Origin of the sequence: Mesorhizobium sp. M1078 (assembly GCF_040318615.1) — a bacterium.
Classification (GTDB): domain Bacteria; phylum Pseudomonadota; class Alphaproteobacteria; order Rhizobiales; family Rhizobiaceae; genus Mesorhizobium.
In genome coordinates this window covers 49182-64879 of record NZ_JAMYMP010000032.1, presented here as the reverse complement: position 1 = coordinate 64879, position 15698 = coordinate 49182, and the positions used below count along the sequence as shown (strand labels likewise).

The window sequence follows — 15698 nt, the reverse complement described above, 5'->3', positions numbered from 1 at the left end:
TGCCAGTCTCTCGTCAAACCATCGCCGGTCCTCCCGGCGAAGGAGAAAACTGTCACCCATGCTATCGGTCCATTCTGTTACCTATCTATCCGGTTCGGACACCTGCCGGCCATCTCCCCCTCAAGGGGGGAGATCAGCAGCTTCGGCGCCGTAACTTTCTTTCAATTTCGACAATTGGCGAAAGCCACAGTGACAGCCAATCTCCCCCCTTGAGGGGGAGATGTCCGGCAGGACAGAGGGGGGCGCGAAGGATCGCGACCTCTCAGTCGAAATTTTAAAACAAGCTTCTCACAACAACCCCGAATCGCGCGCCGCCGCCGTCGCCTCGCCGCGCGACACCGCATCCAGCTTGCCCAGCACCGCCGAGACATGGTGATCGACCGTCTTTGGCGAAATCGTCAATTGCTCGGCGATCCGCTTGTTGGAGAGGCCGCGTTCGATCAGCTGCAGCACCTGCATCTGGCGCAAGGTGAGGCCGGCGAGGTTGGCGCGCGTCGAGCGGCGCGGGCCGCGGGCGATGCCGCCAACGCCGTTCTTGCGCATGATATCGCGCAGGCGCTGGGCTGCCGGCCTTGCCCCCAGGCCGTCGAAAATATCCAATGCCAGCCGCTGCCCCTCGTCGTCGCCGAGGATGAGCGCCAGTCCGCGCTCGTATGGCGCATTCAATTCGGCCCAGAGTGCAGAAGCCGAACGCCAGTCGCCGGTTAGAAGCAGCCGGTATGGTGTCGCCATGTCGGCGGTGTCGCCGGCCGGCATATCGGGAGAGAGCAATGTTCGCCACAGCGCCAGCTCCCCGACATGGGCACGCGAGCGCACCGGCGTTTCGGCGCGGGTGATCAGCGCCAGCGCCTCTTGCCTGTCGGCCAGGCCCAGCCATGCCTGCTCCGCTATCAAGGCCGCATAGGAGCTCAGCATCTGCAGGTCGCCGCCGCTTCCGACCAGGCGCGCCATTTCGGCGAACAGCGGCTCGGCCGAGGGATCGCCGCGCCTCAGGCGCAGTTTCGCCAGTGCCAGCAGCGCCGGAAACCGGCCCACGGTGGTTGTCCGCTCATTGTCGATGACATCGCTTGCCGTCGCGGCGGCCTCATCCCATTGGCCCTGACGCAGTTGCACATCGGCCAGCATGCCCCTGAGATAGTCGCGCCAGGTGCCGAGGTCGTTTTCGGTGCAATAGTGGATGCCGCTCTCCAGCACCGGACGCGCCACGTCGTAGCTCATCTGGGTGATCTCGAAACAGGCGCGGTTGGTGAAGGCGCGCGCGGCATGTTCCTGGAAATTGCCTTGGAGCGCAATCTCAAGGCTTTGGTCGAGGCGCAGGCGTCCGGCATCCGGATTGAGCCACTGCTCGACGCAGCCGACATTGTTGAGAGCATGCGAGGCGATGTCGGGACGGTTCATGCGCGCAGCCAGCGCCGCTGCCTTCTCGCCATAGAACAGCGTGTCCTCCACCCTCTCCGAAAGCATCGCCAGATGCGAAAGGTTCGAATAGGCCATGGCGAGTTCGGGACCGGCGGGAGCCGCTTCCAACATAGCCACAGCCTCGGCGCCGAAGGCGGCCGCCGCCTCGCGGTCATCGCCCATTTCGCTCAGCCGGGAGAGCCATCTCAGGCTGTCGCCCTCCTTCAGCCTGTTGCCGTCTGCCTGATGCAACCGGCGCGCCTGTCCCTGCGCTGCAAGCGCATCATCGATCTTGCCGATGAGATGGCACTCGAAGGCATGACTTTCGTAGAGCGCGGCGCGCTCGATCACCGGCAGGCTGTCGGCCTGCTGCAGGGCGATCTCGTAATAGCCGGCGGCATCGCGATGGGCGCCGACGCGCGACGCCTCGCGCGCGGCGATTGGCGCAAGTTCGCGCACCGCCGCCAGATTATGCGCCTCGACCGCATGATGCACCAGGCGGCCTGTGGAGACGTCGCCATTTTCGAGCAGTGCCGCCAGCGCACGCTGGTTGAATTGCCGCCTGTGCGACGTCGTCAGCATCATCTCGATGGCGCGCCGCGCGATGTCGTGCCGGAAGGCGTAGCCGTCGCCCAGATCGTCGAGCAGGCCGTTGGCGACACACTCGGCCAGCTGGCCGGCGCTGGCGACGCCGCACAGGCCCTGCAGAGCCCAGACGTCGGCGCGGCGCGGAAACACCGACACCGCGTCGAGCATTGCGCGGGCGCCTGGCGACAGCCGTTCAGCCCGCGCCAACACGGCGTCGCGCACGCTTGCCGGCAGCGCCGTTTCGTTTTCCGCCGACAGCAATTCGGTGACGAAGAAGGCATTGCCGGCGGTCGCCCGGTAGATGGCGTCGCCGTCGCGTCCGGCCGCATCGGCGAGCGACAGCACGGCCGCCTCGCTGAGCAGCGGCACGTCCATGCGCGCCACGCTGCCGGTCGGGATTTCGCCAAGGGCGCGGCGCACGCGCATCTGTCCTTCGCTGCGGTCGGTGCGCGCCGTGAGCAACAGCAGGATGTGGGTGTTGGTGATACGCCGGCCGAGGAAGCGCACGAAATCGAGCGTCGCATCGTCGGCCCAGTGCAGGTCTTCGATCACCAGCAGGCTCGGTCCCTTGGCCGCAAAGGCGTCGAGCGCATCGGAAAACAGCGGCAGTCTCTGCCCATGCCGGGCGTCGATTGCGCGCGGCAGCGCCCATTGCGCCTCACGGGCCAGATCGTAGAGCGGCCCCAGCGGATCTGGGATCGACAGGTCCTCGCAAGCGCTGCGCAACATTGCCGCGCTTTGCCCGACACGGGCCGCGAATGCCTCAACAAGCGCCGTCTTGCCGGCGCCGGCCTCCCCGGCCAGCACGGCGATGCGGCCATGGCCGCGTATTGCATCGCCAAGCAGTGTCTCCAACTGCTGCAGCTGCATCTGCCGTTCCAGAAGCATCATTGTCATCGTCTCACAGGATCGGAGTTTTCCCACCATGGCGGGCCGCTCACGATTAGCCCGTGAAGAAAGCGCCGCAATGTGACTTTGCACACATTGCCGTGCCTCTTTCCACAAAGAACGACGCCAATATAGGGAATCGTCCCGCCAAATATGGGGAATCGTTCCGATGCGCGGGCCGGGCCGGCGTGGTCAACGTCCAGCAGCGCTCCGATCGAGCGTGAACCAATGGAAAAGGAAACCTTCCATGCCTCGCTACCTGATTGAACGCACATTTCCGGACGGCCTCAACATTCCGATGACCGACATCGGCGCCAGCGCGGTGGGCGGCGTCGTCATGCGCAATGCCGAAAAGGGCGTCACCTGGATCCAGTCCTTCGTCACGCCCGACAAGAAGCACAGCTTCTGCATCTACGACGCGCCGACGCCCGAAGCGATCCGCAGCACCGCTCAGAAAAACTCGCTGCCGGTCGACAAGATCACGGAGGTGCGGGTTCTTGACCCTTACTTTTACCTCTGATCCTGCGTTCGGTCGCCACGATGATGAGCATCAAACTGTCCTTCGCGGCCATGGCGAACTGCCTGATGGCCTGCCGCTCGGTGGAATCGGGCCTGTCCTGGGAAAGACCGGCCGGCCAACCTCCGTGCTCGGCCGTCTATGGCGGTTCGCGTCGAAGCTGCCTGCGTATCTGTCTGAAAGGCGGCGCCTGCCGCCGGAAGGCGACTATCTGAGGCGCGACATCGGGCTCTCGGAGCGAGAGATCCCGCATGAGTATTGGCAATACTATTTTTGGGATCGTTGATTTTGCACGGTTTTTAAGGGCTGCGGCCAAAGCCCGGCAACGGAAGCCGCATCGCATGAACCGGGACGGACAAACCAAATCCTAAACCAACGCCGCAGCGTTTCGGGCAGCCTGATCGGCCGCCGTCGCCTTAAGCGTCAACAAACGGACGGAAGACCATGACCATAACTCTTTGGACGACACGCTTCGCGGCTTTCGCCGCCATCTCGATCGCGGCGGGTGCGGCCGCCCAGGCGCACGACGCCAATCCGCTGGCCGAAAAGGTGCGCGCCGCCAACAGCCGCTTCGAAAATGTGGCAGCCGCCACTGCCGAAGGCTATGCCCCCATCCCTTGCGCCAGCGGCATCACCGGCGGCGCCATGGGCATCCACTATGTCAACGGCGCCTATCTCAAGGACGATGCCGTCGATGTCGCCAAGCCCGAAGCGGTGATGTACGAGCCGACGGCCGACGGCAGCCTGAAGCTGATAGCGGTCGAATACATCACCTCGAAGGGCCCGGCCTCGCTCGAAGGCCAGCTGTTCAACTTCAACAGCGCCCCCAATCGCTACGGCCTCGGCCCGTTCTACGAACTGCACGTCTGGGCATGGAAACAGAACCCGACGGGCGCCTTTGCCGACATGAACCCGAACGTGTCGTGCGACGCCATGAAGGGGATGTAACGCCTCACATGTGACACCTCGGGCACCGGACATCCGGTGCCTGGCCATCCCCCTTGGCGGGGGAGGGGCGAGCGAAACGCCGACCGGCTCCCCAGTCTTCCCCGGCGTTCGCTCGCCTTTTATTATGCCTCGGCATACGATGACGCACCTTGCACACGCGGCCGTCCTTGGCCCCTCGGCGCACCCGCACCTGCCCACCCTTTCTTAAGGTGTTTCGGATACATCGAAAGCTTGGAAACAGGCGGAAAACGGAGAGACATCGGGGTGCGCTTTTCCGCGGCGACGACGGCCGGGCGGTTCTTGCCGCAGCGCTTGGCGTTGCGCATGGGGCCGCTGCTTGGCCGGATCGATGCGGTGCTGTTCACCGCCGACGAGCGCGGCGAAGCCGGGCGCATGTCGCTGATCGCCTTTGCCATCCGCATCGTCAGCGCCGTCATCGCCTTCATCAGCCAGGTGCTGATGGCGCGCTGGATGGGCTCGTTCGAATACGGAATCTTCGTCCTCGTCTGGGTGACGATGGTCATCGTCGGCAACCTCGCCTGCCTCGGCTTCCACACTTCGGTGATCCGCTTCATCCCCGAATACCGCGAACGCAACATGCTCGCCGAACTGCGCGGCATCGTGGTCGCCAGCCGCCTGTTCGTGCTGATTGCCTCGACCGCGATCGCCGGGCTTGGCGCACTGGGCGTCTGGCTGTGCGCGAACTGGATCGAGAGCTACTATGTAATGCCCTTCATCCTCGGCCTGTTCTGCCTGCCGATGATCGCCATGGGCGATCTGCTGCAAGGCCAGTCACGCGCCAATTCCTGGGCGTTGTTTGCGTTGTCGCCGACCTATCTGGTGCGGCCGGTGCTGATCCTGGCGCTGATGGCGCTGATGCTGGCAATGGGCTATGCGCCCGACGCCAGGACAGCGATCTTCGCCTCGATCGCCGCCACCTACGCCACCACGCTCGGCCAGCTCATCGGCGTGACCACGCGCATGGGCAGGAATATCCCGTCCGGGCCGATGAAGGTGCATTTCGCCGAGTGGTTCATCGTCTCGCTGCCGATCTTCCTGGTCGAAAGCTTCTTCTTCCTGCTCACCAACGCCGACGTGCTGATGGTCGGCGCCTATCTCCAGCCCAATGACGTCGCCGTCTATTTCGCCACCGTCAAAACGCTGGCGCTGGTGCATTTCGTTTATTTCTCCGTCAAGGCCGGCGTCGCCCAGCGTTATGCGCAGTTCACCCATGGCGAACCGGAAAAGCTCGCCGCCTTCGCCCGCGAGACCGTGTCGTGGACGTTCTGGCCGTCGCTGCTGATGGCGCTGCTGGTGCTGGCGCTCGGCGAACCGATGCTGGTGCTGTTCGGGCCCGAATTCACCGACGGCTATCCGCTGCTGTTCCTGCTGGTGTTCGGCGTCGTGGCGCGCGCCGCCGTCGGCCCTTGCGAAAGCCTGTTGACGATGAGCGGCAACCAGAACATCTGCGCCGCCGTCTATGCCATGACGCTGGCCTTCAACATCGGCCTCAACGTGGTGCTGATCCCGCTCTTTGGCCTGTGGGGGGCGGCGATCGCCACCAGCCTCGCCATGGTCTTCGAGGCCAGCGCCCTGTCCTTCACCGTCTGGCGCAAGCTCGGCATCGTCATGCTGATCTTCGTGCCCGCTGCCGAGGAAGCCGCCTGATGGCCGCCATCCCGCTGATCGAGGAAACCAGCGGCGGTCCGGCCGGCGCCATGGTGTCCGGCCTTGCCGGCCTGGCGCGCGACGCCGATCCGGCGCACCTTGAGATCCTCGCCAACAACCGGCCGCTGCGCAAGCTGGCGATCTATCCGGCTTCGGCCGGCTTCGAACTGGTCGAGGAACTCGACTATCTGTGCACCCGCACGATCGAGCCCAACGTTTTCTTCAACCCGCGCTTTCTGGCGCCGGCCATGCCCAGGCTGGAAGATCGCGAGGTCAAGCTGGCGGTGATCCGCGACGGCGACGAATACCGCAACCGGCTGCGCCTGCTGGTGCCGTTCTCGGTCGAACGGCCGGCCGTGCCGCTCGGCGTTCCGGTGATGCGCACCTGGTCGAGCCCGTTCGGCCCGATCGGCACGCCGCTGGTCGACCATGACGACCCGATCGGCGTCGTCGAGGATTTCTTCGGCATGCTGTCGCGGCCGCATCTGAAGCTGCCGAAGGTCTTCGTGCTGCCCGACATGCGCCTCGACGGCCCGTTGGCCAGCGTGCTGGCCACCGTTGCCGAGACGCGCGGCCTGACAATGGTCACCACCGGCAAGGCGGACCGGCCGGTGCTCGAAAGCACCCTCGACGGCGAGGCCTATTTGAAAGCATCGCTGCGCGCGCACCACTACCGCGAATTCCGCCGCCTGAAACGGCGCCTGGGGGATCTCGGCAGGCTGGAACATATCGTGGCGCGGGGACCGGACGAAATCCGCCACGCCATCGAAAGTTTCCTGACGCTGGAGGCGGCCGGCTGGAAGGGCCGCGAGCGCACCGCCATGGCCATCGACCGCTACCGCGCCGCCTTTGCCCGCGAAGCCGTGCACCGGCTGGCCGAGCACGACATGTGCCGCATCCATTCGCTGACGCTGGACGGCCGCACGATCGCCTGCCTGGTCGTCTTCGTCGAAGCCGGCGTCGCCTACACCTGGAAGACCGCCTATGACGAGACGCTGGCGACCTATTCGCCGGGCACGCTGCTGATGATCGAGGTGACCAGGCAGCATCTCGACGACCCCAACATCATGATGACGGATTCCTGCGCCGTGCCCGACCACCCGGTGATGAGCCGGCTGTGGAGCGAGCGCAAGCCGATGGGCTCGCTGGTGATCGGACTGACGCCGGATGCCGACCGCCTCGCCCGCCAGGCCGCCTCGCAGCTGCATCTCTACCGCGAGACCCGCAACATGGCCCGTCTGCTGCGCAACCGCGTGAAGAGTTTGCTGGGACGGCGATAGCCACTGGATCAACGGCAAGACACCAGCTATGGCTCCGGCGGCAATTTCGGCCGGCCTTCACGACAAGCCATCCTGATGATCAGAACCTTTTTGCGTCACGCCGGTCCCCGTGCGGCCTTTTCGCTGCTTGCACTGCTGCCTGTCCGCGCCTGGGCCGATAGCTGTCCCGAGGATTGCAGCGAGCCCGCGCCGTCCATCAACATCTACAGCCACACCGCCGCCGGCCATCTCAGCCCGGCCACGCTGGGTGCACTGCCGCGCGTCTATGTGCCGAACCGCTCCTCCAACAGCGTCACGGTGATCGACACCATGACACTCAAGGAAGTCGACAGGTTCCCGGTCGGCAGCAAACCGCAGCACGTCGTGCCGTCATGGGACCTGAAGACGCTGTGGGTCGCCAACAATGGCACCGGCAAGAACGGCAGCCTGACGCCGATCGACCCGATGACCGGCAAGCCCGGCCCGCAGATCGCCGTGGACGATCCCTACAATTTGTATTTCATGCCGGGCGCGGCCATCGTCGTCGACGAAGCCCTGGAGCGGCTCGATTTCCGCGATCCTCACACCATGGCGCTGAAGTCGGCCCTGCCGACGCCCACTTGTCCCGGCATCAACCACGCCGATTTCTCCGTCGACGGCGCCTACGCGATCTTCACCTGCGAATACGGCAATGGCGGGTTGGCCAAGATCGACCTGAAGAACCAGAAGGTGCTTGGCCATCTCGACTTCTCGAAAATGGGCATGCCGCAGGACATCCGCCTCTCGCCCGACGGCAAGGTTTTTTACGTCGCCGACATGATGAATGACGGCGTGTTCCTCGTCGATGGCGACAGTTTCAAAGAGATCGGCTTCATCCCGACCGGCACCGGCGCCCATGGCTTCGTCGTCAGCCGCGACGGCAAGCGGCTCTATGTCTCGAACCGGGGCTCGCACAAGATGGAGCAGGGCAAGGCAAAGGGACCGGGCAGCGTGAGCGTGATCGACTTCGCCACCCGCGCGGTCGTAGCACTTTGGCCGATCCCCGGCGGCGGCAGCCCCGACATGGGCAACGTCAGCGCCGACGGCAAACAACTATGGCTGTCCGGCCGCTTCGACAGTGCCGCCTACATGATCGACACGACATCAGGCGCGGTGACCAAGTTTCGGGTTGGCTCAGAGCCGCACGGCCTGACGGTGTGGCCACAGCCGGGGCGGTATTCGCAAGGGCATACGGGGAATATGCGCTAAGTCCGTGTTCGAGGCGCGGCTCGAACGCAAAAGGTCGCAAGGGCAACCGCCCATCGGCCGGGACCCGGAACGAGCAGGGGCTTTCCTTGGAAACCGCGAAGCTGTAGCTCCACACACTGGTTTCGGATACTGCCAGAAGATGAACCTTCGCCGCATCGTCCTCATCGTCGCGCTTCTCAATCTTGCCTATTTCGGGATCGAGTTCGCTGTGGCGCTCGCCATTGGATCAGTGTCCCTGTTCGCCGACAGCATCGACTTTCTTGAAGATGCTTCCGTGAACCTCCTTATCCTGCTCGCACTTGGCTGGTCTGTGCGCTCCCGTGCGCGGGTGGGGATGGCATTGGCGCTCATCCTTCTCATGCCGGGTCTGGCAACGCTCTGGACGGCTTGGGAGAAGTTCAACGTGCCGGTGCCGCCGCAGCCCATCGCCTTGACCTTGGCGGGACTTGGCGCTCTCGCCGTCAACCTGTCCTGCGCCTACATGCTGGCCGCGCACCGGCATCGTGGCGGCAGCCTCACAAAGGCGGCCTTCCTGTCGGCCCGCAACGACGCCTTGGCCAACATCGCCATTATTGCCGCAGGGTTGGTCACGGCCTTGCTCTGGCATTCCGCGTGGCCCGATTTGGCGGTGGGATTGGGGATCGCGGTCATGAACGCCGACGCGGCCCGCGAAGTGTGGGAAGCTGCCCGTGAAGAACACCGTGCGGCGGCCTGAGAGCACGTAGAGCGGGGCTACCGGCCGCCGCTGATTGGCGCTATCGCTGTCATCCTCAGCAGCCGCGGTTGGCTCTGTGTTCGAGGCACTGTTCGAACCCGGAGGGTTCGCAAGGGCGACCGCCCGTCGGCCGGTCAGGCCGCCCCATCGGAGCCCATGAGCGAAGCGAACTGGCGTGAGATCAAAAATGGTGCCCCTAGCCGGAATCGAACCAGCACTCCTTGCGGAACTCGATTTTGAGTCGAGCGCGTCTACCAATTCCGCCATAGGGGCTCAGGCCCAAAGGCCTGGATGGGCGCGGACTATACGGTTGGAGGCCTGTTCGTCAACTGGCCAAATGCGCCGCCGTGCCCTGCTTGCGGCAAAAGCCCGCCTTTCTGTTTCGTGAAGCTCCTGCCATTGTGCGGCGCGGAAAACCTTTCTAGACAGACGCGTATCAAAGCGCGTTGCGTCTGGGCAACTTGCATCCAGGAGAGCCGATGCTTCGCGGACTTTACGACTGGACCTTGTCGCTGGCGGCCCGCAAATCCGCCGAATGGTGGCTGGCCTTCATCGCCTTCGTCGAAAGCTCGGTGTTTTTCATACCTGCCGACGTCTTGTACCTGCCCATGGCGTTGGCGCGGCCCGAACGCGCCTATCGCTATGCGCTGACCGCCACTGTCGCGTCGGTGCTGGGCGGCATTGCCGGCTGGCTGATCGGTTACTATGCCTACGACACGATAGCACGGCCGATGCTGGAGCACTTTGGCGGCCTTGACGCGTTCGAGAGGTGGCAGTCGGCCGGCACCGGGCTGATGCTGGTGCTGCTTGTCACATCGGGTGCCGCCCACTTGCCGCCGATCAAGGTGGTCACCATTCTGGCAGGCGCCCTCCACGTCAATCTTGTCGTCTTCATCGTCTCCGCCATCCTGGCGCGTGGCGCTCGTTTCCTGCTTCTTGCCTGGCTGCTGCGCCGCTATGGCGAGGAGATCAAGGAATTCATCGAGAAGCGTTTGGGATTGATCGTCGGCGCCGGCGCCGCCGCCCTGATTTTGCTCTATATCGTCGTCAAATACGCCTTCTAACCGCCCAAGGCGGGCGGTGGGTCAGGACTATGCCGGCGGACGGCGAATTCAACGGACGAAACATGACAGCCACGATGACAGCCGATACCGGACGCCAGCGGACGCGCACCGCTTTGTTTCTCGCCGTCGCCATGGCCGCCACGGTCGGCTCCGCGCTCGCCTTCCAGCACATAGGCGGCTACATCCCCTGCCATCTGTGCCTGGAGCAGCGCACGCCCTATTATATCGGCGCCCCGCTGATGCTGCTGGCGGTGATTGCCTCGATGCTTAGCGCGCCCGCATGGCTGACGCGCGGCCTGCTTGCCGTCGGCGGCCTGCTGATGCTCTATGGCCTCTATCTCGGCGTCTATCATTCGGGCGTCGAATGGGCCTGGTGGCAGGGCCCGGCCGATTGCACGGCCGGCGCCGGCCCGGTCGACACCGGCGGCAAGGGCGTGCTCGACGCGCTCGACAAATTCGTGCCGCCATCCTGCGACAAGGCAGCCCTTCGTATCCTCGGCCTGTCGCTGGCCGGCTGGAACGCCATCGCCAGCTTCATCCTCGCCGCCATCGCCTTCCGCGGCGCGCTGGCGCGCGACTAATCAAGTGCGAGGTCGCGCCATGCGGCCAGTCTCTAAATGTTGGCACCGCCCCTCATTGCCCTGCCGGGCATTTCTCCCCGTGTAGTGACGGGGAGAAAGACGCAGTCATCGATGGTTTCGCCAATCCCGAACGCTGAAAAAAGGGCGCCAGATTTGCAGCCAATTCCCTTCTCCCCGTCACAATACGGGGAGAAGGTGGCGGCAGCCGGATGAGGGGCAGCACCTGACATCGGCGATTGCCCTGGTAAGGCCGATCGGGCCAATCCCTACGGCTCCAACTCCACATCCCAGTAGAGATAATCCATCCAGCTTTCATGCAGATGGTTGGGCGGGAACAGCCGGCCATTGTTGTGCAGGTCGTGCACGGTCGGCTGGTAGGGCTTCTGCAGCGGCCACATCTTGGCGTGCGCCGGCATCATGCCGCCCTTCCTCAGATTGCAGGGTGAACAGGCGGCCACGACATTCTCCCACGTCGTCGCCCCGCCGCGATGGCGCGGGATGACGTGGTCGAAGGTCAGATCCTCGGGCGTGCCGCAATACTGGCACTGGAAGCGGTCGCGCAGGAACACGTTGAAGCGGGTGAATGCCGGGTGCCTCGACGGCTTCACATAGGCCTTCAGGCTGACGACGCTGGGCAGCTTCATCGAAAAGGTCGGCGAAGACACCGCATGCTCGTATTCGGCGACGATGTTGACCCGGTCGAGGAACACCGCCTTGATGGCGTCCTGCCAGGACCAGAGCGACAAGGGGTAATAGCTGAGCGGACGGTAATCCGCATTCAGCACCAGCGCAGGAAGCCCATCCGGAGATACGGCAACCGTCACCTTGTTGACCTCCTCATTCTAGAACCGATCGGCGCGGATACTGTAAGCCCGACATGACAGGGATGTGAAGCGGATTGTCACTCGTCAAAAGCGGCAAAAATGCAGGATTTTAACGCTTTTTTGCCGATTCAGGCGGGGGGTGCTGCGTCCCTGCCCCTGGTTTCGCGATAATAGGACCAGAAAAGCCGCGATGCGACACCTCGCCACGGGCTCCATGATTCGGCCAGGGCGATGAGCGTTTTCTCCGGCGGACGCGGTTCGATGCCCAACGCGTGGCCGACCGCGCTTTGCAGCGCGACGTCGCGAGCGGGGAAAATATCGGGGTGGCCGGCGGCAAACAGGAGATAGACTTCCGCCGTCCACGGGCCGATGCCCGGCACCGCGATCATAGCCGCGATCGCCTCTTCGGCGTCGAGCGAACAGAGGTGATGCAGGTCGAGCCCCTCAACCACAGCCTGCGCAACCGCGATCAGACCGCGCTGCTTCGGCCGCGACAGCCCGGCCTCGCGAAACATGTCCTCGCCGGCGACAAGGATCGCCTGCGGCGTTAGCGGATCGACCAGTTTCACCAGCCGGCCGAAAATCGCATCGGCGCTCGCACGGGATACTTGTTGCGAAACGATAATGGAGGCCAGGCTTCGAAAGCCGGGCTCCGACAGCCGCAGCGGCACCTCTCCGGCCATGCCGCGCACCTTTTCCAGGCGCGGATCGATTGCGCAAAGCGCATCCAGCCCGCGCGCAATATCGTCCAGTGTCGCGATGCGTTGCATGTTTTCTTGTTCCTGAACCGGCCGCACGGTAGCAATTGGCAAAACCGCTGCACAACCCGATTGCCGCTTGTGAGATGACGCTCCTGACATTCCGCTTCGCGCCGAGCCCGAATGGCGAACTGCATCTCGGCCATGCCTATTCGGCACTGCTCAACCAGCAACTGGCGCGTGCGGCCGGCGGCCGCCTGCTGCTGCGCATCGAGGACATCGACACGATCCGCTGCACGCCTGAATTCGAGGCTGGCATCTTTCGCGACCTCGAATGGTTAGGTCTCGAATGGGAACAGCCGGTGCGGCGCCAGGCCGAGCATTTCTCCGACTATCAGGCCGTGCTCGACCGGCTGGTCCGCGAAGACCTCGTCTACCCTGCCTTCATGAGCCGTGGCGAGATCAGGGCCTTCATCGCCGACAGTGAAAAACGCGGCCGCGACTGGCCGCGCGACCCGGACGGCGTGCCGCTTTATCCCGGCGCCGACAAGGCGCTGCCGATCAGCGAACGCAACCGCCGCATCGCCGAAAATGCGCCCTTCGCCTGGCGCCTCGACGTTAAGGCGGCGCTGGCGCGCGTCGGCACGGATTTGTCCTGGCGCGAATTCACCAACGAGACGCTTTCGGCGACGCAGCGCGTCGAGGCGCGTCCGCAGGACTGGGGCGACGTCATTCTGGCGCGCCGCGACATACCGACCAGCTATCACCTGGCCGTCGTCGTCGACGACGCCCTGCAAGGTGTGAGCCATGTCGTGCGTGGCCGCGACCTCTATTCCGCGACCGGCATCCAGCGCCTGCTGCAGGAATTGCTCGGCCTCGGCCAGCCGCAGTATTTCCACCACCGTCTCATACTCGGACCGGATGGGCGCAAACTGTCGAAGAGTTTTGCTGATACCGGCCTTGCCGCGCTGAGGCAGGCAGGCATGTCGCTGGACGATGTCAGGCGGCTGGTCGGGCTATGACTAAAGCCGGGCCAGCCCCGCCTTGAGCAGCGCCAACGCGCCGATAAACGCGAAGGCGCCGCCCAGTCCCCAGGCAACCGCGAGCTTCAGATCTCTCAGGACGATGCCATGTTCGTTCGCGGCCATGACCGCGGCGAAAAAGCCGAGCGTGAACAGCAGCGTGTTGCCGGTCGACCCAAAACCGTCCTCCTGCATGATGGCGTCGAGCGCTGAGCCGAAGAAGAAGCCGAACACGGCCACACTGGCCACCGTCATCAACAGCCAGCTTGTATCGAGATGCAACAGCATGCGCGCTCCCTGTCGAAGCCGAAACGCCATGTCGCCGGATCGATCGACAGAAGTCGATTGCCCTGACGCCGCCCTTTGAATTCGGCCACCTCCTACATCAGGATGAGCTTATGTACCAATTGTTTCACTTTGCTTGCCGGATTGAACCGCATTAGAGCAATTGCCGTATTTGTCTCTTCACCGAATCGGACCTCTCCACCGGAAACGGCTTCCCCGAAATGCACAGTCTCAAGCGGTTCATCCCCGCCTCGTTTGTCGTCCTGTGGGCGACAGGTTTCATAGGCGCGCGCTACGCCATGCCCTGGGCGGAGCCCTTCACCTTTCTGGCGGCCCGCTTTGTCATCGCCGCCTTGCTGCTCGCCGGCCTGATGCTCGTGCTTGGCTCGAAGCGAGCCACAAGGGTAGAAGCGCTTCACGCCACGGTCTCTGGCATCCTCATGCATGGCATCTATCTCGGCGCGGTGTTCTGGGCGATCCACAGGGGCATGCCCGCCGGGCTTTCGGCGCTGATCGTCGGCCTGCAACCGCTGATCACGGCCGTGCTTGCCGGCCGGTTCCTCGGCGAGGCCATCCTGCCGCGCCACTGGGCCGGCCTTGCCGTCGGCCTTGTGGGGGTGATCATCGTGCTGTGGCCGAAGCTCGGCGCTCTCGGCGGCGGCGTTACGCCCGAAACCCTGTCGGCGTCGCTGGTCTCGGTGCTGGGCATGAGCGCCGGGACCATCTGGCAGAAGCGCTATGCCTCGGGTGGCGACCTGGTGGCGGCGACGATGTGGCAATATATCGGCGGCGGCTCGCTGATGATCCTGGCTTCGCTGGCCCTTGAGACCCACACGGTGATCATCAACGGCGAACTGATCTTCGCCATGGCCTGGCTGGTCCTGGTGCTGTCGATCGGCGCCATCTTCTTGCTGATGGTGATGATCCGCGACGGCGAGATGTCGAAGGTCGCGTCGCTGTTCTACCTGGTGCCGGTCGTCACCGCTGTCATCGCCTGGGCGCTGTTCGGCGAACGGCTCAGCCTCGTGCAGATCGTCGGCATGGCAATCGCGACGCTCGGCGTCGGGCTGGCCACGGCTCGGCCAGCCAAAACCTAGCTGCCGACACGTGCGCGCGCTTCGAGAAAGCGGCTGATCGCGGCGTTGAGTTCGCCGCCGAGGATGAAGATTGCCGACAGCATATAGAGGAAAACCACGGCGATCATGATCGAGGCAAGCCCCGCATAGGTCGTCACATAGGACGAGAAGTGATCGAGATAGGTCGCGAACATGGTCGAGCCGACAAGCCACGCGGCCAGCGTGAAGATGATGCCCGGCACCAGCGAAACGAAACGGCGCTTGCCTGCCGGCAGCCAGTAATGCACGGCAAACAAGCCGCCGATAATGACGGTTGAGGCGATGACGTAACGCCACAGCGTGATCGTGCCAATATAGGGCTTGATCCATTCGATATGCGCTTCGGCGAGCCGCGCGAGCAGCGGCGCGAACACCAGGAGCACGCTGATCGCCAGGAAGCCGGCCGTGGCGATCAGCACGAAGATGATGCTCTGCACCCGGCGGTAGATGATACCGCGCGTCTCGGCGACGCGGTAGGCGCGGTTGAGCGAGGTGCGCAGCGCCTCGATGCCGTTGGAGGCGAAATAGGCCGCCAGAAGCACGCCGTAGGTCAAAAGATCGGTGCGCCGCACGGTCAGCACGTTGAGCACCTCGCGCGCGATAGGCTTGGCGATCTGTTCGGGCCAGGTGTCGAAGACCAGGTGCACGGCAGTATCGGCGAACGCCTGCGCACCGAGGAAGCTCGCCAGCGTGGTGGCGAAGATCAGGAACGGGAACAGCGCCATGAGCGAAGTGATCGCCAGATGGCTGGCCATGGCCCAGCCGTCATCGGTGTTGAAATGGCCAAGCGCGTCATAGAGCACGCGGCGCAGCACGACGATATTCCGCATCAAGAGCCGCGTTCCCTTCGATTGTCTCGACGCCGCGAATATGGGAAGGG

At 64.2% G+C, this 15698-nt stretch carries 16 protein-coding genes and 1 tRNA gene; 11 read left to right on the top strand and 6 right to left on the bottom strand.

Translation table 11 applies throughout. The features are described 5' to 3' along the window. Positions 1-288: 288 nt before the first annotated feature. The gene (locus NKH38_RS27375) at positions 289-2877 is read right to left on the bottom strand and encodes an ATP-binding protein (protein WP_031199676.1); all 2589 of its coding nucleotides are present in this window, start codon (positions 2875-2877) and stop codon (positions 289-291) included. 244 nt (positions 2878-3121) lie between these two features. Between NKH38_RS27375 and NKH38_RS27370 the strand changes: the two genes are divergently transcribed. From NKH38_RS27370 to NKH38_RS27340, 7 genes are all read left to right on the top strand, one after another. Next, positions 3122-3394 carry a DUF4242 domain-containing protein gene (locus tag NKH38_RS27370; protein ID WP_023673765.1) on the top strand — a complete coding sequence of 91 codons (273 nt, stop codon included), beginning with the start codon at positions 3122-3124 and terminating at the stop codon, positions 3392-3394. Further along, positions 3372-3677, top strand: coding sequence for a hypothetical protein (locus NKH38_RS27365; RefSeq protein ID WP_081725564.1), 306 nt, complete (start codon positions 3372-3374; stop codon positions 3675-3677). Before NKH38_RS27370 ends, NKH38_RS27365 begins: the two co-directional genes overlap by 23 nt. 158 nt (positions 3678-3835) lie before the next feature. Further along, positions 3836-4339, top strand: coding sequence for a hypothetical protein (locus NKH38_RS27360; RefSeq protein WP_023694007.1), 504 nt, complete (start codon positions 3836-3838; stop codon positions 4337-4339). Between the two features lie 264 nt (positions 4340-4603). After that, positions 4604-6007 carry a lipopolysaccharide biosynthesis protein gene (locus NKH38_RS27355; RefSeq protein ID WP_023686686.1) on the top strand — a complete coding sequence of 468 codons (1404 nt, stop codon included), beginning with the start codon at positions 4604-4606 and terminating at the stop codon, positions 6005-6007. Further along, positions 6007-7287 carry a GNAT family N-acetyltransferase gene (locus NKH38_RS27350; RefSeq protein ID WP_023673759.1) on the top strand — a complete coding sequence of 427 codons (1281 nt, stop codon included), beginning with the start codon at positions 6007-6009 and terminating at the stop codon, positions 7285-7287. The genes NKH38_RS27355 and NKH38_RS27350 overlap by 1 nt, the downstream gene beginning before the upstream one ends. Before the next feature lie 75 nt (positions 7288-7362). Further along, positions 7363-8514 (top strand): YncE family protein, encoded by a 1152-nt coding sequence (locus NKH38_RS27345; protein WP_352764291.1) that lies wholly within the window; start codon positions 7363-7365, stop codon positions 8512-8514. 139 nt (positions 8515-8653) lie between these two features. Then, entirely contained in the window at positions 8654-9229 is a 576-nt protein-coding gene (locus NKH38_RS27340) for a cation efflux transmembrane domain-containing protein (protein WP_023673757.1), read from the top strand. Positions 9230-9417: 188 nt separating this feature from the next. Here the strand turns inward: NKH38_RS27340 and NKH38_RS27335 are convergent. Then, positions 9418-9502 (bottom strand) — tRNA-Leu (locus NKH38_RS27335). A 206-nt stretch (positions 9503-9708) separates the two neighbouring features. On the opposite strand from NKH38_RS27335, the gene NKH38_RS27330 reads away from it, so the two are divergent. Together NKH38_RS27330 and NKH38_RS27325 are read left to right on the top strand one after the other, a co-directional pair. Then, a complete protein-coding gene (locus NKH38_RS27330; RefSeq protein ID WP_023685316.1) occupies positions 9709-10293 on the top strand; it encodes a YqaA family protein in 585 nt (194 codons plus the stop codon). A 62-nt stretch (positions 10294-10355) separates the two neighbouring features. Continuing rightward, the gene (locus NKH38_RS27325) at positions 10356-10874 is read left to right on the top strand and encodes a disulfide bond formation protein B (RefSeq protein ID WP_023731053.1); all 519 of its coding nucleotides are present in this window, start codon (positions 10356-10358) and stop codon (positions 10872-10874) included. 266 nt (positions 10875-11140) lie between these two features. Here the strand turns inward: NKH38_RS27325 and NKH38_RS27320 are convergent, their stop codons facing one another. Both NKH38_RS27320 and NKH38_RS27315 read right to left on the bottom strand, forming a co-directional pair. Continuing rightward, positions 11141-11698 carry an HNH endonuclease gene (locus NKH38_RS27320; RefSeq protein ID WP_008874122.1) on the bottom strand — a complete coding sequence of 186 codons (558 nt, stop codon included), beginning with the start codon at positions 11696-11698 and terminating at the stop codon, positions 11141-11143. Between the two features lie 128 nt (positions 11699-11826). Beyond that, on the bottom strand, positions 11827-12468 hold the full coding sequence (locus NKH38_RS27315) for a DNA-3-methyladenine glycosylase family protein (RefSeq protein WP_352713325.1): 642 nt from the start codon (positions 12466-12468) through the stop codon (positions 11827-11829). A 74-nt stretch (positions 12469-12542) separates the two neighbouring features. Here NKH38_RS27315 and gluQRS point away from each other — a divergent pair, with 74 nt between their 5' ends. Next, positions 12543-13418 carry a tRNA glutamyl-Q(34) synthetase GluQRS gene (gluQRS, locus tag NKH38_RS27310; RefSeq protein ID WP_352764301.1) on the top strand — a complete coding sequence of 292 codons (876 nt, stop codon included), beginning with the start codon at positions 12543-12545 and terminating at the stop codon, positions 13416-13418. Here the strand turns inward: gluQRS and NKH38_RS27305 are convergent, their stop codons facing one another. Then, positions 13419-13706, bottom strand: a complete 288-nt coding sequence (locus tag NKH38_RS27305) for a hypothetical protein (RefSeq protein WP_023671677.1) — start codon at positions 13704-13706, stop codon at positions 13419-13421. Between the two features lie 218 nt (positions 13707-13924). On the opposite strand from NKH38_RS27305, the gene NKH38_RS27300 reads away from it, so the two are divergent. Next, positions 13925-14800, top strand: coding sequence for a DMT family transporter (locus tag NKH38_RS27300; protein ID WP_031193215.1), 876 nt, complete (start codon positions 13925-13927; stop codon positions 14798-14800). Here NKH38_RS27300 and NKH38_RS27295 read toward each other — a convergent pair. Then, the gene (locus NKH38_RS27295; protein ID WP_352666233.1) at positions 14797-15648 is read right to left on the bottom strand and encodes a YihY/virulence factor BrkB family protein; all 852 of its coding nucleotides are present in this window, start codon (positions 15646-15648) and stop codon (positions 14797-14799) included. The genes NKH38_RS27300 and NKH38_RS27295 overlap by 4 nt on opposite strands. Positions 15649-15698: the final 50 nt, after the last annotated feature.